The sequence below is a fragment of the Nostoc sp. UHCC 0302 genome, assembly GCF_038096175.1.
Lineage (GTDB): Bacteria > Cyanobacteriota > Cyanobacteriia > Cyanobacteriales > Nostocaceae > UHCC-0302.
The window spans coordinates 194,539-217,891 of the sequence record NZ_CP151102.1 but is presented as its reverse complement, the minus strand read 5'-3'; the positions used below and the strand labels follow the sequence as shown (position 1 = coordinate 217,891).

Annotated in this window: 20 protein-coding genes; 4 read left to right on the top strand and 16 right to left on the bottom strand. The window is 41.1% G+C overall.

Features of this window, described 5'->3' with window-relative positions; all coding sequences use genetic code 11:
* Positions 1-43 precede the first annotated feature (43 nt).
* From WKK05_RS41155 to WKK05_RS41085, 15 genes are all read right to left on the bottom strand, one after another.
* Positions 44-1,807, bottom strand: a complete 1,764-nt coding sequence (locus WKK05_RS41155) for a TraM recognition domain-containing protein (RefSeq protein WP_341531989.1) — start codon at positions 1,805-1,807, stop codon at positions 44-46.
* Entirely contained in the window at positions 1,804-2,988 is a 1,185-nt protein-coding gene (locus tag WKK05_RS41150; protein WP_341531988.1) for a hypothetical protein, read from the bottom strand. The genes WKK05_RS41155 and WKK05_RS41150 overlap by 4 nt, the downstream gene beginning before the upstream one ends.
* A 17-nt stretch (positions 2,989-3,005) precedes the next feature.
* Entirely contained in the window at positions 3,006-3,407 is a 402-nt protein-coding gene (locus WKK05_RS41145; RefSeq protein WP_341531987.1) for a hypothetical protein, read from the bottom strand.
* A 42-nt stretch (positions 3,408-3,449) separates the two neighbouring features.
* On the bottom strand, positions 3,450-4,067 hold the full coding sequence (locus tag WKK05_RS41140; RefSeq protein ID WP_341531986.1) for a hypothetical protein: 618 nt from the start codon (positions 4,065-4,067) through the stop codon (positions 3,450-3,452).
* 318 nt (positions 4,068-4,385) lie between these two features.
* Positions 4,386-5,489: a hypothetical protein gene (locus tag WKK05_RS41135; RefSeq protein ID WP_341531985.1), complete on the bottom strand. Its 1,104-nt coding sequence runs from the start codon at positions 5,487-5,489 to the stop codon at positions 4,386-4,388.
* 5 nt (positions 5,490-5,494) lie between these two features.
* On the bottom strand, positions 5,495-7,054 hold the full coding sequence (locus WKK05_RS41130; RefSeq protein ID WP_341531984.1) for a hypothetical protein: 1,560 nt from the start codon (positions 7,052-7,054) through the stop codon (positions 5,495-5,497).
* A 4-nt stretch (positions 7,055-7,058) separates the two neighbouring features.
* The gene (locus tag WKK05_RS41125; RefSeq protein WP_341531983.1) at positions 7,059-7,784 is read right to left on the bottom strand and encodes a hypothetical protein; all 726 of its coding nucleotides are present in this window, start codon (positions 7,782-7,784) and stop codon (positions 7,059-7,061) included.
* 3 nt (positions 7,785-7,787) lie between these two features.
* Complete coding sequence (locus WKK05_RS41120; protein WP_341531982.1) at positions 7,788-8,858, bottom strand: hypothetical protein; 1,071 nt, start codon at positions 8,856-8,858, stop codon at positions 7,788-7,790.
* A 78-nt stretch (positions 8,859-8,936) separates the two neighbouring features.
* Positions 8,937-9,647: a hypothetical protein gene (locus WKK05_RS41115; protein ID WP_341531981.1), complete on the bottom strand. Its 711-nt coding sequence runs from the start codon at positions 9,645-9,647 to the stop codon at positions 8,937-8,939.
* Positions 9,648-9,666: 19 nt separating this feature from the next.
* Positions 9,667-10,215, bottom strand: a complete 549-nt coding sequence (locus WKK05_RS41110; RefSeq protein ID WP_341531980.1) for a hypothetical protein — start codon at positions 10,213-10,215, stop codon at positions 9,667-9,669.
* Entirely contained in the window at positions 10,212-12,959 is a 2,748-nt protein-coding gene (locus tag WKK05_RS41105) for a DUF87 domain-containing protein (protein WP_341531979.1), read from the bottom strand. Before WKK05_RS41105 ends, WKK05_RS41110 begins: the two co-directional genes overlap by 4 nt.
* A complete protein-coding gene (locus tag WKK05_RS41100; RefSeq protein WP_341531978.1) occupies positions 12,959-13,285 on the bottom strand; it encodes a hypothetical protein in 327 nt (108 codons plus the stop codon). The genes WKK05_RS41105 and WKK05_RS41100 overlap by 1 nt, the downstream gene beginning before the upstream one ends.
* Before the next feature lie 249 nt (positions 13,286-13,534).
* Positions 13,535-13,999: a hypothetical protein gene (locus tag WKK05_RS41095; RefSeq protein ID WP_341531977.1), complete on the bottom strand. Its 465-nt coding sequence runs from the start codon at positions 13,997-13,999 to the stop codon at positions 13,535-13,537.
* Positions 14,000-14,007: 8 nt separating this feature from the next.
* Positions 14,008-14,250, bottom strand: a complete 243-nt coding sequence (locus WKK05_RS41090) for a hypothetical protein (RefSeq protein ID WP_341531976.1) — start codon at positions 14,248-14,250, stop codon at positions 14,008-14,010.
* A gap of 521 nt (positions 14,251-14,771) precedes the next feature.
* The gene (locus WKK05_RS41085) at positions 14,772-14,987 is read right to left on the bottom strand and encodes a hypothetical protein (RefSeq protein ID WP_341531975.1); all 216 of its coding nucleotides are present in this window, start codon (positions 14,985-14,987) and stop codon (positions 14,772-14,774) included.
* 428 nt (positions 14,988-15,415) lie between these two features.
* Here WKK05_RS41085 and WKK05_RS41080 point away from each other — a divergent pair, with 428 nt between their 5' ends.
* The 4 genes from WKK05_RS41080 (at position 15,416) to WKK05_RS41065 (ending at position 21,530) form a co-directional block, all read left to right on the top strand.
* Positions 15,416-16,567 (top strand): hypothetical protein, encoded by a 1,152-nt coding sequence (locus WKK05_RS41080; RefSeq protein WP_341531974.1) that lies wholly within the window; start codon positions 15,416-15,418, stop codon positions 16,565-16,567.
* Between the two features lie 61 nt (positions 16,568-16,628).
* Positions 16,629-18,935 (top strand): ATP-dependent RecD-like DNA helicase, encoded by a 2,307-nt coding sequence (locus tag WKK05_RS41075; RefSeq protein ID WP_341531973.1) that lies wholly within the window; start codon positions 16,629-16,631, stop codon positions 18,933-18,935.
* A gap of 75 nt (positions 18,936-19,010) precedes the next feature.
* Positions 19,011-21,269, top strand: coding sequence for an ATP-dependent RecD-like DNA helicase (locus WKK05_RS41070; RefSeq protein WP_341532203.1), 2,259 nt, complete (start codon positions 19,011-19,013; stop codon positions 21,267-21,269).
* A 69-nt stretch (positions 21,270-21,338) separates the two neighbouring features.
* The gene (locus WKK05_RS41065; RefSeq protein WP_341531972.1) at positions 21,339-21,530 is read left to right on the top strand and encodes a hypothetical protein; all 192 of its coding nucleotides are present in this window, start codon (positions 21,339-21,341) and stop codon (positions 21,528-21,530) included.
* A 413-nt stretch (positions 21,531-21,943) separates the two neighbouring features.
* Here WKK05_RS41065 and WKK05_RS41060 read toward each other — a convergent pair whose 3' ends face one another.
* Positions 21,944-23,107: a hypothetical protein gene (locus tag WKK05_RS41060; RefSeq protein ID WP_341531971.1), complete on the bottom strand. Its 1,164-nt coding sequence runs from the start codon at positions 23,105-23,107 to the stop codon at positions 21,944-21,946.
* Positions 23,108-23,353: the final 246 nt, after the last annotated feature.

The window sequence follows — 23,353 nt, the reverse complement described above, 5'->3', positions numbered from 1 at the left end:
CTCCTGATTTTGTTTAATAGTAAGTTGAGTGAATTATCTAATTTTAAATCAAACTAGCATATTCTGATAACTGCTCTTGATTTTCTATTAAAGGTAACAGCTTCAAAGCAGCTGCTCGGCGGATTTTCATTTCTTCATCTGCTGGAGGTTTCAGGGTAGATTTTGATGCCAATGACTTTTGAAATTTGTACCAAGCTCTCACACTTGTTATTTCTGAGTCAATTTCATGTTGCGGAATATGAATCTTTTGTAATATTGGTATACTTATCTGCCCACGAGAGCGAAACCCTGGGCTAATAATTACAGCTTGACCTTCTGGTAATGTATTAAATTGGTTAATATCAAATAACTTCCGAGTACTATTTTGATCAGAGTTAGAAATACTTGCACCGCCCTTTCCCCCTGATGAGCGGGAACGCTGCTTATACTTAATTTCTTCATCACCTAAAAATTTACTAAAACGTTCTGCTGCTACATCATCTTGCGGATTGAAAAATGCCTTCGTTGCACATCCTCCAAATATGGCATTAGTTGTGTTTTCTCCATACGCTTCAATCAGCATTGAGAGATTTTGTAAACCTAATATTGAAATTAGCCCATCCTCACGGTTCTGATTGAGCCAATCCACCAGGGCTGGTAAATATAATGTCGGTAATTCATCAATTCCAAGTACCAGAGGACAAGTGCGTTTTTTGGCGACATTTCTGCTTATTATTAGATGCAGAATGGAGACAAGCAGCGGTGCAATTACATCACGCTTTTCCTTATTCATTCCAAATATCACCATCTGTCGCCCTTTCAAATCCAGCGGAATGTTAGTTTTGCCGCAAAAAGCCGCTAATGCAGCTGGAACCATGAATCGGCTAAACAATCCACTAGCTGTACCCACGATGCTAGCCGCTGTTTCTGGGCTACCAGCAACAGATACGAACTGCGCGAAAGCTTCTCTTACCATGAAGTTAAGATTTTCTGCTTGTTCCATGCGCTTAACTAGCTTTGGCAATCCAAGAATTGCTTGGCACATCATGATATCTGGGTAAGCAGTTCCCTTCGCCAACATGAAAACAGCTTGTACTAGCTGATCTCCGGCATTCGTAAAAAAGCTGTTTCCTGAATCTTTCTCTCCAAGTTGAAAGTTGCGGTTTAACGTGATAGCTAACTGCCGCGCCATTTCCGAGTCTTCATTATTGCGAAGAAAGTCTATTGGATTTGCGATCGCCGACTCTGGAAAACCTGGGGCTAAAACGGTGACTTGATAACCACGTTCGAGTGCATACCCCGCGAGTATTGCTGCTTGTCCTTTAGATGCGGCTGTTGCTGATTCCTGCTCTGCATACTTAAAATCATAAAGTGCTAAGGGGAATCCTTGATCTATTGTCGCACGCAGAGCAGGAGTAATAAAAGAAAAAGATTTTCCACTACCTGGGCCACCACAAACAAAAATCCCCCGTTGTGCGTCTGGTAAGTAAAGTGTTCCTACATCTTCTGGAATACGCGTTTTTCTGATTCCATCAACTACCTCACTACTTGTATTTTTGGGAGTTCCAACATACAGCGACACACGATTGTGTTTACGTTTATTGATTTGTTTGCAGGCCAATTTTCGAGCTGCTGCTTTCTCTGTTGTTCCACCCCATCTTGCAGTCGCTAGTTTTGCTTTACCCCCATTAGCATCTATATACTTGGCAACTACAATTACTGCACCACAGACTAGTAAACCAAGTCCTGCGGGAGAAAGCAGAGCCGATTCTATACCTGGTGGCAGCAATTGATTTGGATCTACTGAGGCATTCGTTTTTGTTGTCATCTCCCAGTTCCGACTATAACTAAGCCATTCTCCCTGACTCCAAGCCAAGGCACTGGCCCAATAAAGTAAGGCGTACAAGTCTTCTGCATAAATGGCGGATGGGCGCAGATTCTAAAGAACAAACCAAAGTCTGCTGTGCCTGTTGATTCATTAACTCCCATTAGTGCAACCTTAAACCCACTGCCATAAACCAGTCGTCCTGTCGGCTCAAGACCACCGTTGACCGCAGCTAAAAATCCATACCCACCTTTAACCTGCTGTGATGAACCGGATACCCAGCGTTTACCATATAAGCCCCCGTTCGAGCCTCTCATATCTCCTAACTCCATGTAGGAGCATTCTTTAAGAGATGAACAGGCTACTGGTCTGGTGGTATCGCCTCTAACGACACTCCCAGAGATAAAGTAGTTTGCCCCCACTCTTGAATCTCCTTGTTCAGCCTTGCCCAGTACCAAGGACGCGACACCAACTACACCTAATCCCGAATCAATTGGCAAGGGCATTTTATCAAAAGGAACTTGGCTCAAGCCGGGAACTTGGTTTACGTAACTTTGCTGCCAGGATTTAAACTTATTCAATGGAGTCTTTGTTAGTCCTGGTACAGACTCAATTGCATACTTGCTCAAATCCAATTTTCCCAAAGCTAAATTTGCTGCTTGTGGATTTGACCGTAAAATTTGAGAAATCTTGCGATTATTAAACACTCCGTTTTTAGACAATAATGCGGCTATTGGTGGGACTTGTCGAAGGCTTAAGTTTCCCAAAGCTGGGATAGCTTTGACTAATGATGCTGGGGTCTGCCACTGTATTAAACCAAGGTCTTTTAGTGTCAGTTTTTTGGTCTGTGGTGCGAGCGCACTTATCGACTTCAGACTGAAGCTGGACATTTTGAATGCATCATCTGCATCTCCCAACATTACAACAGAACTCACTTTCTGGCCTATTGTCCATGAACGTGAGGGGTCATATCCAAATACTGATATGAGGTTTTGAGGAATACTCAGATATCCTGGCTGTTGCACGGGTGGTAAGTTATCCCAAGTGATACGTGACCAGTCTGGGGCTTGCACTTGATATTTCCCTTGAGAGTAGGTAATTGTCGGAGTATCAGCTTTAGACGGGGCAGGTAAAATAAGCCCAATTAAAGCCGCAGTTGTTAATAAATAATTTTTCAACTTCATATTTTCCTTGATTTCAGTTAACAGTTAGCAGCATTAGCCAAAAATATATTTTGTAAAATATAAAGTATTAGTACTATTCCAAACACAGTCATAGGCTTTTGTATCGGCTCAATGCTTGTAGAATATTCTCTTAACATCTGCACTGACGCAGCCATAAAGTATCCGAATAAAATCAGCGTTAGTCCGGTAAACAAAAAGCTCGGCAATACTTGAATAAAAATCGAAGTGGTCTTTCTGAACAACATACATGACATCGCTTGTGATGCTGTCCTAAATAAGTTGGCTGTACCTAACTTTTGACATTGGAGTGTCACTATCAATAACACTAAAATAGCTATTATCTTATTGAAATACTTGCGAGCTAGTCTTTTGACTAAATATTTATTTAACTGCTTGATTTCCTTTTGTAACAGTTTCATTGTTTTTAAATTTTGACGATGATATTTTTACTTAAAAACTATTTATAAGAAGCCGATAATTGGAGAAAAACCTGTATCTTTATCTGGACATTTTTCACCTTCAAATCCGTTCGGATGCTTTGAGCAAATCATCGGTTTTAAGTCCTCGTCATCAATTCCCCAATAATTTAGACATCCTTGACAACCTACTGGTTTAAGATGTTCAACTTCTTTATGAGCTTTAATTCTTGCAAGATGCTTTATTTCCCAAGCTTGCATAAATGCTTTTTGGGATTCATAATCAGGGCAAATATTACCTTTGAATCCAGTAGGATGTAATTGACAGCAATAGTTAAAATCTTCAATTTTCAAGAAATTAAATCGGGAACAACCTCTACAGATTAACGGCTGAGAATTTCTCTTACCTTGAAACTTTTGTTGCCGAGCTTGAAATTCTTTCTTTGCCTGAACCTTCGAGGATACTAAAAAGAGGGATGGCAAAGGTAAAAGCAAATTCCAGTATGTTTTGGGTTCACGGATATTTGTATGTAAAACAGCAAATCCAATACTTAATACTATTATTAAGTAGCCTGCTGAGCTATCTGCCTCATAACTATCTTTATAAAAAATAGCGAGAAATCTAATTAGTTCTGTTTTAAAAAAATTCACTAAATAATTCATTTTAAAACTCTCTAGTTTAGCCTAGTATAAAAGTATTTAAAAATCTGAAGAAATCAGAGTAAGATTTTTGTATAAAACTGTAGTTTTATACAAAAAGCATATTAAAGCTCTAGTTGAGACATATAAAGCATCATTATTGATTGTGTGAATATCATATATACTTTAGGATTTTTATTGTTTGGCTGTACAGATAAAATTAAGGCTAAACAAAGTGTGACGATAGAAGCTATGCGAAATGATTTGCATATATAGTAATGTCCAGACATCATCTCTTCTCCTAAATAATTCTTCTTATTGCTTAGATTGGTCTTGAGATTTTCATTCCTGTCCCCACTCGATTAACTGATTAAAAATTTTTTCGTCAATACCAGAGCGAGAAACAGCCTCTTGTCTTGTCTTACCAAGACGTAATAATTTAATAGCATCTTGAGCTTGATTCCAAGTTGTTGAACCCGATTTTATTTGTCCATTGCGATGAGCAAGAGCTAGCCCATAAACCACAGCATTCGCATCGTTTCTTGGTAAAGAATTTCTTGATGTTACAGAAATTCTAGAGGTGTTGTATGCCACAGCACTCAGGCGTTGTTGCACTACAGGTGTTGGCATTGTCGGTGGCGTGGGTCTTGGAGAAATTGCAGATGTCTTATTTGAAGTAGTTGTTGGTAATGTTGAGACTTCTTGGGGTTTAGTTCTGACTACAGGCAATGGTCGTTCTGAGTCCGGTTTGATAACTAGGCTGGTGTATGAGGGCTGTCCCGTAGCAGGTATTAATTTAAACTGGTATTGTTTCTGTCCATCGCTGGCTGACGTAATTACAGTGATTTGCGTACTACCATCACTGCTTGTCGTCATGTTTGGGAAAGCTATCGGCTTTATTTGACGCAGAAAAATAACTGTTGCACTGCCACTACCACAGTTTTCTGTGTCGTTGTTAGATGAATTACTATTTTTCTGGCAGAGATTACCATTTGAAGTCAACGATATACGAGACGGGTCACCTATCCAAACTTGTTTAATTGTTTCACCTGTCGGAATAAAGTTGATAGTCAGTCCATACCCTCGCCAAACTTTCAGAGCTATCCCGGCTGAATTAATCCCTTGAGCATCTTGCGAGTAGACTGCTCTAGCTCCACCAGCAAAAGCAGTAGTTGGGCTAAGAACTAATAAACCCACTAATGTATTTCGGACTAGTCCAAGGAGAAAGCCCTTCGGTCTATGGGTAAGGGGAAAAGGAGCAAAGGGAGCAAAGGGAGCAAAGGGAGCAGGGGAGGCAGGGGAGGCAGGGAAGGAATTGGGGGCTATTGAAGCTATTGAAGAAGAATTATTAGGAAATAACTTTCTTTCCTCCAATTCTCCCCCTGCTCCCCCTGCTCCCCCTTTCCCCTTTTCCCTGTCCGAAAGGACTTTGTTATATTTCTGCATAAAATTCATAGAGAAATGCTCTGATTTACAAATATTTGAACAGTTGTGTTGGCTGGTACTACATACACTTTGGTATCAGACTGTAACGATTGTATTTGTTGAGTATTTGATGATTGCATTCTTTGCAAAACTTGGTCAAAACTTCCTTGAGTAAAACCTGCTACTAAACTTCTATTATCATTACTTACGGTACTACTAGAAAAACCATTGGAGCTAACCGTTGTTTGGCTACTCGGATTATTTTGAACCTCAGCAGCTTTTGATATTCCGCCGATTACTGCTGCCATCAAATCACTGCCCAAATTACTGCCTTTACGAGATTGAGCTTTTAAAATCTCTCCGTTTTTATTTAGAATAATAACGGAATTCTCTGGTATAGCTTTTTCTAAAGTTTGACCATTAACGTTAATTAAGGCGGATACCGCAGACATTTGAATATATTCTGAAGTAGTTGTACTGTTTGGTACTACTACAAGATAAGAATTGATGGGTAATATTTCCTGACCATCCGAAGCCTTTAAAGGTTTAGTCAACCTAATCAGATATTTTTGAACTTGATTTGTATTACCTGCACTTATAACAATTGGGGTTTCTAGTTTGCCCTCTGTGCGAGTTCCAACTATTACACGTCTTGCATTGTAATCTACATTTTCTTGATTACTTGAAGTTTCTGCTACGTTAGTTGATGTATTAACTGGGGATGTACCAGTGCCACCCGCCAAACCTTCAGTATTAATTGGTTCCTCAGTCGTAGCATCACTACTAGCACTAAAACTACCAACATTAGAAACAGCCAACCACTGCTGTTGCGGATCTACGCTTAATTTATTGCCAACAGACATCCCCAAAGCTATAGATTGAGGTTGTGGTCTAGGTGTAGGGGCAAAGGAAGACTTTGTTGATACCGCTTCTCTAGATATAGGCGGTTGTAGTGTTGGATTTCTCCGAACAGATATTGGCTGTCCTTGTGGTACTGGAGTGTACTGCCGTTGGCTTGTTGGTACAGGAGATGTGGTAGATGCAACTGCCTTTGAATTAGTTGAAGCTGTGGAATTCGGATCAGCAGATGCGTTAGCTGATTCTCCTTTTCTTATAGGCTTTGAAATATTCCTTATGCTTTCTAATTCCGGTTTTTGAGAAGTAATCGCTAGTGCCGTCTTTATTTTGCCAGGGTTCTCAGAAACTGTTTCTTCAGTATCTTCGGCAGAGTCGGCTTGTTTTATCGGCTGTGGACTTACTGCCGTCGAATTAGTTAAAGCATTCATTGAAGCATTTATCATCCCACCTGCCACCGCCACCACCAGAAAAATTCCGCTCCCTATCACCCCTGCTTTTAGTAAAGGATGCTGAGTTACTGCGCGAGTGGTTACAATCTCTTCTGGGTCTGGTGGGTTTTCCGGTTCAACTAATTCTGAACCACTTTCTAAAGTGTATTCAACAGTTACCCCATTCATTGCTCCAAAACTTTTCTTATCTTGGGGTACAGAGTCAGTTGCCTCTATTGTGGCAGAGAGTGCAACAATCGCTTTATTTTCTTCAGTCCTTAGTGCTTCAGTCGCTGTCATAGAATTACTTCCCGAGCTCCAAGTCTTGCATTTTATAAATTTCTAAACCCGATTTCCTAACCCCATATGCAATGCGTTGAATCTTAGATGAGTTGGGGGGAGGCGGTGGTGTATCGATTGCTCTGACAAATATTGTTTTGTTAAATGCGATCGCCCGACCGACCTGATTGCTGCCCTGAAATACCACCAAGTTGGCTACCATATCTATTGACCACTTCCCTTGTGCCAGCTTCTGAGGCTCGGAAAAATCCCGCACAGCTAGAACTGATTGCGTCGTACCGTTGAAAACATCAACTGGTGTAAGAGAGCCTAATTCCTCTAAGAAATTACCTCGAAAATCTTCAGATAATGCAAATCCACTAACCCATACATTCGTTGTAATTTTTTTATCTCCCACCTGCACACCTGCATCTAGTACTGGTTTTTTCGTTGGGTCTGGGTTCGACGAGTCATTACTATTTGGTATCCCTGTCCAGCTTAATAGCCCCGTCATTGTCTGCCCGACAAAGTAGGTGATTGCTGCCGCTGTCCGTTCCTCATTATCGATAGGTGATACTCGAATACTTGACCCATCAGCTAGTTCCACTAGTGTCGGCATCTTGCTTTGTGCTACTTTCCCAATCCGCGCAAAATTTACTACTTGGATTAATAGTAAAAGCAGTAGTAAGACTGCATTCCCCATCAAAAATATTGGGGTTAAGTTTATTTGCTTTTTCTCTAGTAACTGCATGGTTTACCTCCTTGGCGAAATCGTAAATTTCGCAGCACTAGTAAAGCCAGTAAAAAGAGCCATTCCCCCACCTGCTCCCATTGCTACAGAGAGAATTGGGGAAAAGATTGCTTGTATTAACTGTAGCAACATCGGATTATTTGTGGGTGTTTCAACAAAGGCACTAGCCGCAACTCCTACAAGAATTGAGTTTGACATCATGATTAATGCAAGTGCTAACCATCCAGAAAGCCATGCAAATATCGGTTTCGCCCCTAAAGGTAATATCGATAAAACCAAAAAAATTGGAGCCATATAAGCTGTCAGTAGAAAAGAAAACTGAACTACAAATTGAAAGGCTGCTGATAACCCACTAAAAATTATATAGGACATCCCTTGAACAATATAGTTAATCACCCCTCCAATAATATCTAAAATATTCCATTTGCTTTTTGCTTGTATTCCCTTTTCTTGTTTATAACTATTAGCTTGATCCTCAGCATCTTTAACTATTTTTTGTTGGCACTCTTGCTTGGGATAAGTTTCAAGACCGTTTGGATCTGTCGCTTTCTCCTGGAGTTTTTCGCATTGACTTAGTTGAGCTTGAGCAGCTAAAATAAAGCTTTGATCTATGTTTGCACCTCGAATTGCATTTTTCAGGGAAACATCGCCTCTAGTAATAGATAAGACTTGGGAATTAAGATTATTTGAAACATTGCGTAAAGCTAAAGATGAAGCAGCTAGCATTGCTCCATTATTGCTAAGTAACAAAATCACAATTAGAGGAAATGCCACTTCTCTAACAAAACCAGGTGAAAAACCCTCTTCCATAAATTGTTCATACCATTGTAATGCCCAAAAACTTACGAAAACTACTGCTCCTAGCATTGAGACATTAACAATAGCTCTATAAACAGAATTGTTCCCACTTGCTAATAAATCCCAGTCTTTATCAAAAGCTGAAGTTACTATCCTAGAACCATCTATCGCACCATTCACCACACGTCTTGAGAGCGTAGGCAGGTCTTTATTATCGTTAGTATTAGTAACAGGTGCAATCCCCAAGTAGATTAGGTTTATTAGGTATGAATACATAATAGTTAAAAGGAGAAAAGGGTAAAAGTAAAGGGGAAGCAGGGGAGCCTTTTCCCTTTCCCCAGCCCTTTCGGGCTTCTATTGTCTTTCCCAGAAAGCATCATTGTAAGCTCCAGCGCTGAGCAATTGCATTGCTGCGTTTCTAGCTTGAGCATCTTCTTTTTGAGATTCTTGAGTCATACTATTAGAAATATCAGTCAGATTAATATTAGCCGCTGCTAATGCTCGTGTTTGTTTCTGAGTTTCTCCATGTATTGCTTTAGAAATAATTACATTTTGGAAGTTTTGCACAGCCATTTTTTTCAAAATGTCTTGGGTTATAACATCTGACTGCGCGCTTAAAGAATTAGTTGAAGAAGTATTTAGCGCTTCATTTGTTAAGTCAGCTTCTTGCGCCTGTACTAGTTGTCCTTCAGTTCCCAAAGTCGATTGTGATTGTCCTAAAGTATATTGACGATGCCATTCAATTTCGGCGTTACTACCTTGTACATTGGGATCTCTCTCTTGCAAATCTGGATTTTGGGTACTAATTACTTTTTTGATATTTCTCGCTGATGCTAAAGGGTCTGGAATTCCTAAAGAGCCAATAGTCGAATCAACAGCCTGATTTAATTTCTCGGTTACTTCACCATTTAACTGTCCTTGTATTTCCCCTAAAGAAGAATTAAATTCATTCTTGTATCCATTAATTCGAGTTTTTAAACTGGTATAAACTTGCTGGAATTGAGTGAGAAAAGGTAATTCTAAAGCCAGAACTTGACCCCCATTGTTGCTTACGAAAATACTCACTGCAAAAACGGAACTCAAGCTAAAAACGTGGATTAGTGTACGTGAAATCATTCGGCTGGGAAATTTCATATAAATCTGTTAAAGGTGTTGCAAAGGATGAGGGCGAACAGCGACTTTCAACAAGAGCTTCTTTGTTGTTTAAAGGATGAACGGTTACCAACTCCACATAATTCGTTTTATCTTTGCTAGGTTGAGAATACGATTTAAAATAATCGTTTTTATAATGTGGCGTGTTGTTTGGGATTAACGGACGATTATTTGTCCTAATCAATACATAATCTCCATTATCTCTGAGTGCAACATTTATCCCTGGTTGTCTGATCTCTTTATAATTAATTTCCTCTCCAGCCAACTGAGATTTATACATTGAAGATAGGGTTTTACTGGCTTTAATAACATTTAATCCCTCAGCTATAGATTTTTCACAAACTTCTTGTTGTTCAGTTAAAAAACTCTGGTATTTTTCATCTTGAACTTTCCACATCTGAAAACCTAATATTGCTACTCCTACACCCAAAATCGTTAACAGAATTTTTTGTTTAATGATAAAATTAATTAGGCTTTTCATAGTGGTTGTCCTTGTTTTATGCACTCAACATAATACTTAGAAAACTCCGACACCCATTCAAACTTGTTATTGAACTTAGCTTTAAAGCGATCGCGCGCTGCTTGTTCCTCTCTGCTGTTAGCGACTAGAGCTAGCATGACGTAGGAGGGATAATAACGGCAGCGGATGTAAGTGCGGTTGTAGTCGAGTAGCCAATTTGTGTACATCTGTTGAGAGTTAGGACGAAATAATTCATTCTTTTCAATGATTGCGTGAGGAATAGAAAGGATATCAGTAAAGCTTTTAGACGCACCAGAAACTAACCGCCCAATCAATTTGTAAGGCATATTTTGCAGAATCTGTTCTCCAGCATCAGATTCAGCGATTGAGATTACATCCTGGGCAGCGAGTATAATGCGAGTCCCTGACTTGCGAGCAGTGGCACACTTGCGACCCACAAGCCGCGATAAAGCTGTAAACCTCAGTAGCACTGAAGCTTCATCCATAAAGAACACACTATTGGGCGAGGAAAGCGACTGCCTCGAAGCTGCCATGTACGCACTCATCCCAAACACTTCTGCTTCTTTATCTGATTGCAGATTAGTCAGAGCAAAAGTTATGAACTTGGCGTCTGTTTGGAAGGTCGAAGGCCGACAAATTGCATCACCAATTGAACTAGCCTGCCAATACTTCAGCCGCAAGCGGATATAATTAAGCGCTTTTTCAACCTGATCGTCTTCATAGCCCAAATTGATATACTCTGTAGAGAAAAATCGCTGCATATCTACCAGAGTCGGTGTATCATCCCATTCCTGTGTTCCGATCCCTGACTGTCGCGCTAATTCAAATCGTTTTTGAATATCTGGAGCGTCGTAGAATGCTTTTACTCCTAACGGAATTAATGACTCGATTGTTTGTGCCAGGAAACCGTCAAATTTTTGTGACCCCAACACCAACTGCAAGACAATTAAATTAACATCATTTCGATGAAATTTAAGTCTTTCTTTTCTTCCTTCTACGTCCGACTCAGGAATTGCAGATAAATCGACTGGTTGAACTAGATTGTTTGATTCCTTGGCAATGTTAAAGTAAAACCCCCCATGATATGGAGTGAAATCTCCAAATGTTCCAGTCCCATCATCATTGGGCAAGTCAATAATTAGAACTGACATCCCCAAAGCCAAATACTGGGCAATCATTGTCGCCACAAGAACAGATTTTCCTGAACCTGTCGTTCCCAGAATCATCATATTCTTGGTAATTAACAAGTCTAAAAACACTGGTGTATGTCCATTGTCTGCAATTAGCTCAAAACCAGTATTATCAGCCTTGGCAATTTGCACTGTGCTGGCCAGTCCCAACACCTCACTTGCAAAGAATGTTAAACGGCGATTGTAAGGACGCGATAATAAGTATTCAATCTTTCCTCCCAGCGTTTGCAGCCAAATTAACCAAGCATATTCTGTTTCTCTAATCAGTTCTGCTGGTTGGTTTATGTACCCGGAAATTAATCTGCAAGCATCATCAATTTGTTCAGGCGTGTCTCGGTAAATTAACACAACTAACGAGAGAGTTTCTGGTGTGTCCCCCGTGTACAATTGCTTTTGGGCATTCACCGACCACTCAACATTGATTTGTGAGGCTACATCGATTGTTTTCTTGGCAGCGCTAATTTCTGCATTTCGCGCTCTGCGGGTAATCATTTGTTGTGCTAATCGTGTTAGCTTTTGATCCGCTGGACTTATTTCGGTAATTACTTCGACATCATAAATCGTATCTCGTGCAAATATATTCCATAAAAAGCGGATTTGTGCTTCTGTTGATGCAAATACCTCTGGTTTTTGCGACAGAACCATCACGCCCACATATTTTTTCCCATCAGTCCCATAAGGTAAGCATACCCATTGACGATCTGCATAAGGTATACCGTTGTTCATTAAAACTGATGTCGCGTGCGCTTGATCTATATAAGATTTATTTGTCGGTGCTACTTCGTTAAATTCCTCCCTAACTCCAAGTTCATCAAATACCAAATTATGTGGGACTTTTACTTTTTTTGCTCCCACATTTTTACTTAATTCATCCCATAGTTGTTGTACGCTTTTTGGTTTGGGTGCGAACCCCATTTCTGTTAATATCTGCAAATGTCTTTGCGATATATCTATCCCTTTCTCTAGTATCCTTGCTAAGTTCTTTTTTGTAACTTCCGTCCCCCCTGTTGGTGTAAACCGCCGTTGTAAAAAATCTGCCAGCTTCACCAATGCTCTGTCTATCGGATCTCCTCCATCTGTACCTCCTGGCAATACCGTGAAAGTTGTGTACACCGAAAGAGTTATGTTTTTTCGTTGCCGCTGCTGTGTTAACTCCTGAATTCTTGCCAACTGTCCCCAGTCCAGAAACTCACTCTCGTCTGATACTGGCTTTTGCAATCGTTTATAGTAATACTTTTTAGCATCACTATCATCACAAAACGAACTCCACCTAAATGTGAGTTTCTCACCAGTTGGTATCTCCTTGCACCCATTTTTAAAAGCTTCTGCAACTGCTTCTACCTGTTCAGTTGAATTAAATAAAGGATGTATTCCTGTACAGCTATATCCAAATACTAGTTGTAATGTGTTGTTCGTGTCGCTTAAAAGTTTCTTACTTAATAGGTATGCGCCAATGCTATAGCCACCCCTTTTTAGTTTTATAAAAGTTGTCAAATCTAGCCAGTCTTCAAAGGGACTTAGCTTATTTCTAGTTTTTAGGCGACCATTCTTCATCACGACCAATGTTTACGAATTTTTTTAACTCCAACTCGATTTTTTGATTGTGGAGTTGAATATCTTACATATCCTCTTGACCACATCGGCACAATTGGATAAATCTTTGACCAGAATAAATGTGGCTTTTTTCCTGATAAGGCTAAAGCTGTTGCACTCAACCAGCAACCTATCAATATACTCCAAGCCAGATTTAACCCCATAGCATAAGAAGCGAAAAAACCTATCCCAAATAACGGGATTACTATTGCAAATTGAAATCCTGTAAAGATTCCGATTGATGCACTCTTTCCCAAGGACTGGTTTACTTGTTTGATTTCTGGCATAAAAAGGGAATAGGGAACTCTTAACAGAAAGAGGGAAGAGGGAATGCGGGAATGGGGAATAGGTAATTAGGATAGAAAAGGATGAGCAGGCAACAGTTTCTCTTACTTTTTACTAATTTTCAGAGTTAAAAAAGTTCCTTCTTTCTCTCCCCTCAAGCTATTAAGAGTTAAGAGCTAGAAGTTCCCTCCTCCCTCTTGCCTGCGATGCACTGAGCTTGCCGAAGTGTTCCCTATTCCCTGTTCCCTCTCTTACGTACAAGCCGCACTAACGTTTGCAAACAAAATATTTTGGGCAATAAATAACACTAAAGTTATAAAGAAAATTCCTATTGGTTGCTGTACCATTTGAGTAACTTCCTGCCCTTCGCCTAGTGCATTCGCTACTTTCACACCAGATGAAACAAAGTAAACGAATAGCATCACTGTTATCGCTGCGTTTATTACTCCTGGCAAACCATTTATTAAAGCATTACCAGCTGCTGATACTCCACCAAACATACACGTCAATGCTGTTTGAGTCGGGTTAAACAGTCCAAATGCCTGGGCTGGCATTGTTTGGCTTGCCACAATTAACGTTGTCCCAACTGCATATATCTGATGTTGGTACTTCAAACCTATCTTGCCTATAAGCTTGGCAACTTTTTGATTGCTGGTTTTAGTCCTTGGCGATACACGTTCATTTTTGCTTACCAAAACAATTGCTCCTTTGTTCATGATCACATTTATAAGGATTTGCTTTCCGTTTTTACTTTTTGTTGATAATTTATTTCTATCTCCGCTAGAGTATGTTCTCTAGCTAAACTACGTATCTCCTGGAGTACTGGTATATGCGACTCGTATAGCTTTGCTAAGCCTCTTAACCGTCCTGTTTTTGGGTCAGTAAATTTTTTGAACTCCGGCACATATTTTCGAGCTATATTTAAATACTCTTGTAGCTGCCTTGCTGTCACTTTAGGTTCTAACATTGCTGCCACTTCTGGCCTTGTTAATTCTTTGACTTGTCCACACCTCCATATCGCTTAACGAAGAAAGCTTTTAGTAATACCAATACGCTTCGGATAAGCATTGTAAACTCTTCAATTGCGTTTAGACCCGAACCGTATTGCATCCTCTACCTTTTTTGCTCGCAGGTGGTTCCCAGAACTTCTAAACTTACAATACTTATAAAAATACCCGCCTTTTTCAAGGTCGGGAAGGTGCATTTGGAACGCTAAAATATTTTAGCTAGAGTCAAGCTAAAGGACTAATAATATTACAGCCTTGTAGATACTAAAACCTTTATCTAGAAAAGGTTTAATCACAATACAGGATAGCAAAACAACTTTTGTAATCTTATTGCAAAAGGTTAAACGTCTATTTATTAAGCCTTTTTCTACAAGACACTCTGCCAATGGGTTTGAGAAAGCTTAAAGCCAAAATCAATCTTCCCACCGGGAGCCGGATTTGTTGGTCTTTTCCCGACTAATACTACAAAGTCAAGCCCAAGCTACCTTTGTACTAAATAGCAATTGATTGTTTTACCCTCTCTTTCCCACAGATCATTTAGTAATCCACAAGCTACACAGACTACATTCTGTGGTTGACGGCGATTCTTGCCATTTCTAAACCACCTACGGATAGTATAACTACTTGGATACCCTAAGACTAGGGCTAGTTGGTCGTGAGTTAACTTCCATTTTTCCTTAAACTCTATTGGGTGCATAGTATTTATCTGAGATACTTGCAGAGTAACTTATTTGAATATTTATAGCATATTTAATCACAACATCGTTAACACTTTTACACCTGTTTATCTAGATTTTTTCTAACATTGATGTTTGACTAATCTGAAAGCATCAATACTAATATTAGTCACAACTTAGTCAATCGATTCAATTCCACAGAGCCAACTGGTATCAGAAACTCACAAAACCAGTAGCTGTACATATTTTAAAAATATATACTGAAAATTTATTGTCATAGTTACAACCATCCATTGTCCCAAGTACAGATTATTTATTTTTGTGACTATCCTATAGCTTCTGTAGAAGATAAAAGCAAACACCTGTTCGATTCTGAAGATTTAAATTTTATGAACTCTCTTTTTGCCAATGTTTTACAATATAGTTGGAAAAATCTTACTGTTCGCAAATGCCTTCTTTCGTTTCAAGTTCCTTACCATTAGAACCTCCTCAAAGTGCAATGATGGCACTTGTAACGTTACGGGACTACTATGCCCCTCTTGTATCCGAGTATGAAAAGTTATATACCCAAGCTAAAACTAATCTCACTCATGTAGAAGCTTTATTGTCTAACTGGGCAAATACCGACGACGTTGAACAAGAGTCACCTAACCCAGAAAAACAAGATAAATCTTCCTTATCTGCTCTCAATGAATCTGTTAACGGCAATTTGGGAAATATTCCTGACTATGCCCTCTGTGATCACGATTCCCCCTCTGCTTCTACAGAGTTAGATGAATTTCTCTCGCCACCCCTATTTCCACTCATTGAAACCCGATTAGACGATGCCCAAAATGCTGATCAAAGAGTTCACCAAAGTGAACTGCCCCTATTCCCACTTATTGAAACCCAATTAGATAATAACTTTAATGCTACTACTTCTACAGATGACTCAACTGAGCCACCTATATTCCCACTGATTGAAACAGCAACGAATGGCGAACAGCAGTCACTCAAATGGGCGGAGATTCCCATGCTGCCACAATATCAATCTCTAAGTCGCCTTGAAGCTATTGAACAGATATTGGCAGAACAGATTGGCACAATTGTTCACATCGATTTTATTGTTAAAACGCTCTACGGAGAATTAGAGCCAGATGTATTAAAGGTGGTAAAAGGTAGAGTTCAATCTTCACTCACTCAGGGCAAAGAAAGTAACAAATGGTTCAGCGTCCCTGGAGAACCCGGATGTTATACCCTTTCTCTAACTTTACTCTCCAAACCGGAGACGAAAAATTCATCCGCCAGAGTCAAAGGCAAAAATAAAAGACAAGCTTTGCCGCCGCAGCCCAAGGAAATACCAATGCTTGAAGAATGGAGAGGTCAGTTTTTAATTGATGCACTGACCACTTTTTTAGAACAGAATTCGGGCGAAGTTTTTGGTGTTGCAGAAATAATCAACGGAATCTACGGCGAACTCACTGCAACTGAGATTAGAGAAGTGAAAAACAAGGTATTGAATGAATTATCACGGGGTCATCGCACAGGGCGATTCACTAGAGTGCCTGACCAAATTGGAGTTTACACTTGGGACTTAAGCTTAATTAACAATAACGCTTAAGAATTATTAGCTAAAGCGCTATCCTTGAAAGAAGACAGAATATTTCACCTCCGATTAACTCATGATTGCGCCAACTCAAGTTGATAAATTAAGCGCGCTAACTTTGTCTGAAATTCAGCAGTTTTTAGAGAGTGGACTGTTTCGTGGTATTGGCAAGAAAACTGCCCAAACTCTTGTCAACCACTTTGGCAGTGAAACTTTGTCGATATTAGATTATAGTCCCGAACAACTTGAGCAGATTCCGGGACTCAGCTCCTATCGGATTGATGGCATTACCAAAGCTTGGTCATCAAGCAAAAATAATCCTAATTTGGGAGTGATTGCCCAACTTTTAGCACTTAAGACACCCCTGTCTTTAACCTTAAAAATTTGTGACTATTACGGACATCAAACGAGCCATGTACTCCAAAACAACCCTTATAAGCTAGCTGATGATATTGATGGCATCGGCTTTAAAACGGCTGATGAGTTAGCGATATCTCTAGGGTTCTCACTCTCGTGTGAAACTCGATATGCTTCATCTCTAGTTTATGTATTGAAATCAGCTTTACGTGAAGGTAATTGTTTTCTCCCGTTTGAGCAATTGCTTTTTGCAGCCGCATCTGTTCTCAAGCGTCCTAACTATACACCGGATCATCAACTTTTAAATACTATTCTTATTCAGCTAATAGATAAGGGAACTTTGATTTCTGGTGACGGCAAACAGAGTGTTTATATAAAAGCAGCTTACCGCGCTGAGCTTTCTGTCGCTTTAAAAATTCAATCTTTCCAGAGGCAACCAACTCGCTCTACAGAACATTTTGAACACTGGTTAGCCCAATTTCAGAAGAGCGAATATCGTCAACTCTCACGCTTGAGTGATGAACAAATCAGTGCCTTAATGATGGCGGTAAAACATCCAATTAGTATCATTACTGGTGGCCCTGGTCGCGGCAAAACCTATGTCCTGAAAACCTTGCTCGAATGGCTAATACAACAGGGGGCAATAATTGCTCAAGCAGCTCCGACAGGAAAAGCTGCTAACCGAATGAAAGATGCTACAGGCATTGAAGCAAGTACCATTCACCGTTTACTTCAATGGCAGGGAGTTGGGCAAGCTTTTCTCTATAACGAGGATAACTTGCTCCCTATCGACTGGCTGATTGTTGACGAGTTTTCGATGGTTGACATCTTCCTATTTAATTCTCTACTCAAAGCTTTACCATCGACAACAAAAATTTTATTGGTCGGAGACTCTGACCAATTACCCAGTGTTGGAGCAGGAATGGTACTGCGAGACTTGCTTCATTCTGACTTAGTGCCAACTACAAGACTGCAAACCATTTATCGTCAAAAACATGAAAGCCCGATTATCTATGCGGCTAGTGACGTAAATTTTGGTACAGTCCCAACACTGCACAAATTTCACGAAGCAGCTGAGTGGATGGATGTGGGCGATTGCGCCATGTTAGAGATGGATAATCCGCAAGCTACGGCGTTAGCCATTAGAGAGCTAGCCCTAGCCATGAGCAAAGAGAATGTTGATTTGAATCAACAACTGATGGTCTTAGCGCCCCAAAAGGACGGGCCTGCCGGGGTTCACAATCTCAACAAGCTTCTTGCCCCGATCTTTAATCCTAAAAAGGATAATAAACAACTTGTTGTTTCTGGCTCAGTTGTCTATCGTGTAGGCGATCGCGTTATACAACTCAAAAATCGTTACGAAACCATGCCCCCTGTGATGAACGGTGAGATGGGACAGGTTATTGCTGTAGACCCTGACAAAGAACTGGTAACAATTGACTGGGAGGGCGGCGCGACCGTTGACTATTATAAAGGGGACTTTGAGCAAATTATGCATTCCTTCTGTATCACTTGCCACAAGAGCCAGGGCAGTGAGTTTCAGTATGTGATTTTCCCGTTAATTATGTCCAATTCCCGAATGTTAACGCGTCAACTGCTTTACACCACCATGACTCGCGCAATGGGTACATTTATCGCCGTTGGACAACATCTTGCATTAAATATTGCTGTCGCCACAGATAAACCCTCTTCACGCTTTACCGGGCTAACCAATCTGCTCATCTCACCTATTGATGAAATTACTAATATTTGGCACAGCTTGAGCAGTGCCAAGAAGACTACAAGGGAAGCAAGCACTACTGTAACTATCGCATCACGACTGCAACAACGCGAAATTACTGCTACACAAGGACAAATGACAGCCATCGGCAGTCTTGCACAAAATATGTATGAGTCCAAATATGGTTATCGTCCTTCAAAGCAACCCGAACTCGTCGGCAAGTTTCGCTTTAACACTTATCACTATGAAACTTCAGAAGTTGAATTAATTGATTCGGCTATTGATGCAGTTCTGGGTAACCAATAAATCTTCTTAGTATTTATGTACTAGCAGATTAATTTTCGCAGTACTATAATCATGTGCGGCGTTCTTGGCTCGGCAATGTCCACTTTTGGTAATCTTTCTCCTCAACAAATAAATGCAACTCCAGTTCATGAAACTATTACCGGAGTCGTAGAACGGCTGACTTTCTATTCTGAGGAATCCGGTTACACCGTTGCACGACTAACGCGTCCTCGCGCCACCGACTTAACCACCATTGTCGGCAATTTCGCTAATATTCAGCCAGGGCAAACTCTACAACTTACTGGCTTTTGGCGTGATCATCCGCAATTCGGGCCACAGTTTCAAGTTGTTAATTATAAAGAAACTAAACCCGCCACACTCACCGGAATCGAGAAATACCTGGGCAGCGGTCTAATCAAAGGTGTTGGCCCAGTCACGGCTAGGCGGATTGTCGAACACTTTGGTTTAGAAACTCTTGACATCATCGAAAACCAAATTGAGCGCCTAATTGAAGTTCAGGGCATTGCTAAAAAACGAATTAACTTAATCAAAAATGCCTGGGAAACACAGAAAGCCATTAAGTCAGTGATGGTGTTTCTGCAAAGTCATGGTGTTTCTACTACTTATGCAGTCAAAATTTACAAGCAGTATAAAGATGAAGCGATAGCGAAAGTCACCACCAACCCCTACCAGTTAGCCGAAGATATCTACGGCATTGGTTTTCTGACAGCTGACAAGATTGCTCGGAATTTAGGAGTTCCATCTGATAGTGAATTTCGTTACCGTGCGGGACTAATTCATGTTCTCGGTGAAGCTGCTGCGGATGGACATTGCTACTTGCCCCAACCAGAACTAGTTGAACAAGTCATCAAACTGCTGACTACATCAGATCATCAACCCAGCGAATCCGGCATCGCGGACATCATTAAAGATATGGCGCTCAAGGACGACCTAATCCGCGAGAAGGGCGAAGACCAAACGTTGATGTGCTATAAACCAACCTACTTTCATACTGAACAAAACTTAGCGCAACTGATACATAACCGCCTCATTCAACCAGTTGCACAAGATATGCCTCGTGTCCGTGACTGGATTGACCGCTTCACCAAGAGTCGCAAAATCCAGCTTTCACCACAGCAACGTCAAGCTGTAGAGATGGCTGCGTATTCCAAAATCCTGATTTTGACTGGTGGCCCTGGTTGCGGGAAAACTTTCACCACCCACACCATAGTCTCTCTGTGGAAAGCAATGGGCAAATCTATCGCCCTGGCTGCTCCCACTGGACGGGCTGCTCAACGTTTGGGTGAAATGACCGGACTCGAAGCCAAGACGATACACCGCTTGTTGGAGTTTGACCCCAAGACAATGGGCTTTAAGTGCGACAGCGAAAATCCTTTACCCCACAGTGCAATTATTGCTGATGAAGCCAGTATGCTTGACTTGTTTCTGGCTTACTCTTTAGTTAAAGCGATTGCAGATGGTTCGCAACTACTGTTAGTGGGTGACATCGACCAGTTACCTTCAGTTGGCCCCGGTCAAATACTTGCTGACCTCATCAATTCTGGTCGTGTGCCAGTAGTGCGTTTAACCCAAGTTTTCCGCCAAGCCCAACAGAGTGCAATTATCACCGCTGCTCACCAAATTAATCAGGGACTGTACCCTACTATCGAGCCGATTTCTGATAATCCCGTGTCTGACTGCTTGTGGCATGGCGGCGGATTTGCTCCTGAACATGGGGTGCAAGCAATCTGCGAACTCGTTACAGACTTTATTCCTCGCTTAGGCTTTAATCCGGCTACTGATGTGCAAGTCCTTTGCCCCATGTTGCGCGGTTTGATTGGCACTCGCAATCTCAATACCGTGTTACAGCAACTGATTAATCCACCCAGCCCTGACAAAGTAGAGATTACTAGGGGCGGGAATCTTTTGCGCGAAGGCGATCGCATTATTCAACTTACCAATGACTACAACCGCGAAGTTTTCAACGGCGACCTGGGGATTATCCAAAGCATTGATACCGTAGAGCAGGAAGTAATAGTCCAGTTAGGTGAGCGTACTGTCGTTTACGATTATGCAGACTTGAATGAAATTGCCTTGGCGTTTGCTGTCTCAATACATAAAAGCCAGGGTTCAGAATATCCTGTGGTGATACTGCCTATCTATATGCAACATTATATGATGTTGTCCCGCAACCTGTTTTACACGGGGATAACTCGCGCTAAGAAATTGGCGATTGTCATTGGTTCAAAAAAAGCCATTTCCCTTACTGTGCGATCTACTGATGACGGGTATCGGTACACGAGGTTATGTTCTAGGTTGCTTCAAGCACCAGGGCGAACGTTAGCCGCAATCTGAAAACGGATTTTAAATTTTGAGCTAACACATAGCGCAAGTTAGCCTTGCATCAAGTACAGCACTAGCACCATGACTACCCCTAAAATTCACTCACTTATCTCCATTAACAACTCTATTTTGGTCGTATTTTACACCGAAATGCATTGCTGGCAGTTTCGGATCATCAGTGACAATGGTGCGGTGTTTGGCGAGCAAAAGCTTTACAATACAGCATCAGCAGCCCAAGTTGCTGGTCGTGATTGGATATATCAGGATGCATGAAGGCAAAACTTAGTGCATGAATTACTGCATAGGGAGAATCGCTGCTTTTTCAGACTCCATTTCCAGCATCAATCATCTTCGCCAATGACTCTGCATTAAACCTCGTAAGCGATTCTGCCAGCTGCTGGAAATATCTATATTGAGCGTCTGCATAGTCCCCAGGCTCTAATTCTAAAAGCTCACAAAACTTGAGGTAATCAACTTTCCAATTGAATTCGCCAATAGCATTCGCGAAATTTTCGGCTATTTCTCTTGAAGAACTGCGCTTCTGTCGAAGGCTTGCCGTTGTGTTCGTATTTGCCTGGGCGCTCTGTCATCTATCGTGCTGTAGTAGATTTGTATTAATACTAATTTTAATCTCCTCTCATATTTACGTCAGTGGAACAGGACTACAAGTACAACGCCATTGAAAATTAAACTCCTATTTCCAATTCCAGCAAACTCAACACTTTTTCTTCTAACGCCGTCAAATAAACCCGATTCAACTTCCCTAACGACTCCAAAAATTTCTGCACAGATTCCTCCAGTCCACTCGAATACACCCGACTCAGGCGCTCGCACACCAATTGCATCTGCTCACACTCGTTCGGCAGGTAATTGTAAGATTTTAGGTATTGCAGCCCAACCGTGTACTCACCATCCCAGGTTTTGACGGTGCAACTGAATTCGCCCACATGATTGACAATTCCCCAACACCCACCCTTACCTCTGAGTTCGGGGTTATCTTTGGCTATGATTTGGCAGACTTCGCCTAGCTGATAAGTATTTGGTAGTTTGGTACGTTCCATAATTCTCTGCACAACATCAGTGACGATCCTGGCACTGGGAACTTTACCACCTGCCTCCTGTACTGCCCGTTGCCAAACTTTAACCTGCTGCTGGGGTTCTAGCTTTGCCAGAGGGCGCACTTGTCCTTCGTTAGTCGGCAGGATTTGTGAGCGGTTAGGTCGAGTTTTGTCTACTTTCTCGTTTTGGGAACAATTTGTTCCCGTTTCATCCACTTCCCCATTTTGGGAACAATTTGTTCCCGTTTCATCCACTTCCCCGTTTTGGGAACAATTTGTTCCCGTTTCATCCGCTTCCCCGTTTTGGGAACAATTTGTTCCCGTTTCATCCACTTCCCCATTTTGGGAACAATTTGTTCCCATTTCATCCGCTTCCTCATTTTGGGAACAATTTGTTCCCGTTTCATCCGCTTCCTCATTTTGGGAACAATTTGTTCCCGTCGCTATGTTGTCAAATACTACAGAACCAGCTATTAAATAATTCACGCGCCGATGAGTGTATCCAAATCTATTACGGCAATACTCCTCAAATGTGCGATGAGTGGATCTGTATAACCTGCGATCACGCAGTTCCATCAGTGCCTTACCCGCCTCAAAAACTGCCCTCTCCACTTTCCTCTCCAAGTGCAAGCGATCGCGTAACTCCTCTTCAGTCAACTCAGGCACTTCGACAGCAGCCACCGTAATCGTAGCGTTAGCTGGATTATCTTCGTCCTTAGCGTCCAGGGATGATTTTGTGTTGCTCTTTGGCGCAGATGTGGTTTTGTTGCGCTGTTTGGGTGGCTTGTTCATTATGCCACCTCTGTCCTGACAGTGGTTAAACAGGTGTTGAGTTGTGTCATCATTAGAGTAACTAAATTAATTGAATTTTTTAGCCCCAGCCCTGCAATGGTTGGGGCTTTTTGTCTTGAATCTTGCTTTTTGGGTAAACCTGTTCTAGATTTACTATGCCTCAAATTGTCAGTTTGGAGTTACTGTAATTGCGTGAAATTGACTTTGGTAAGAGTGGTGTTAGGAATTGTTTTTTACTAAATTAAA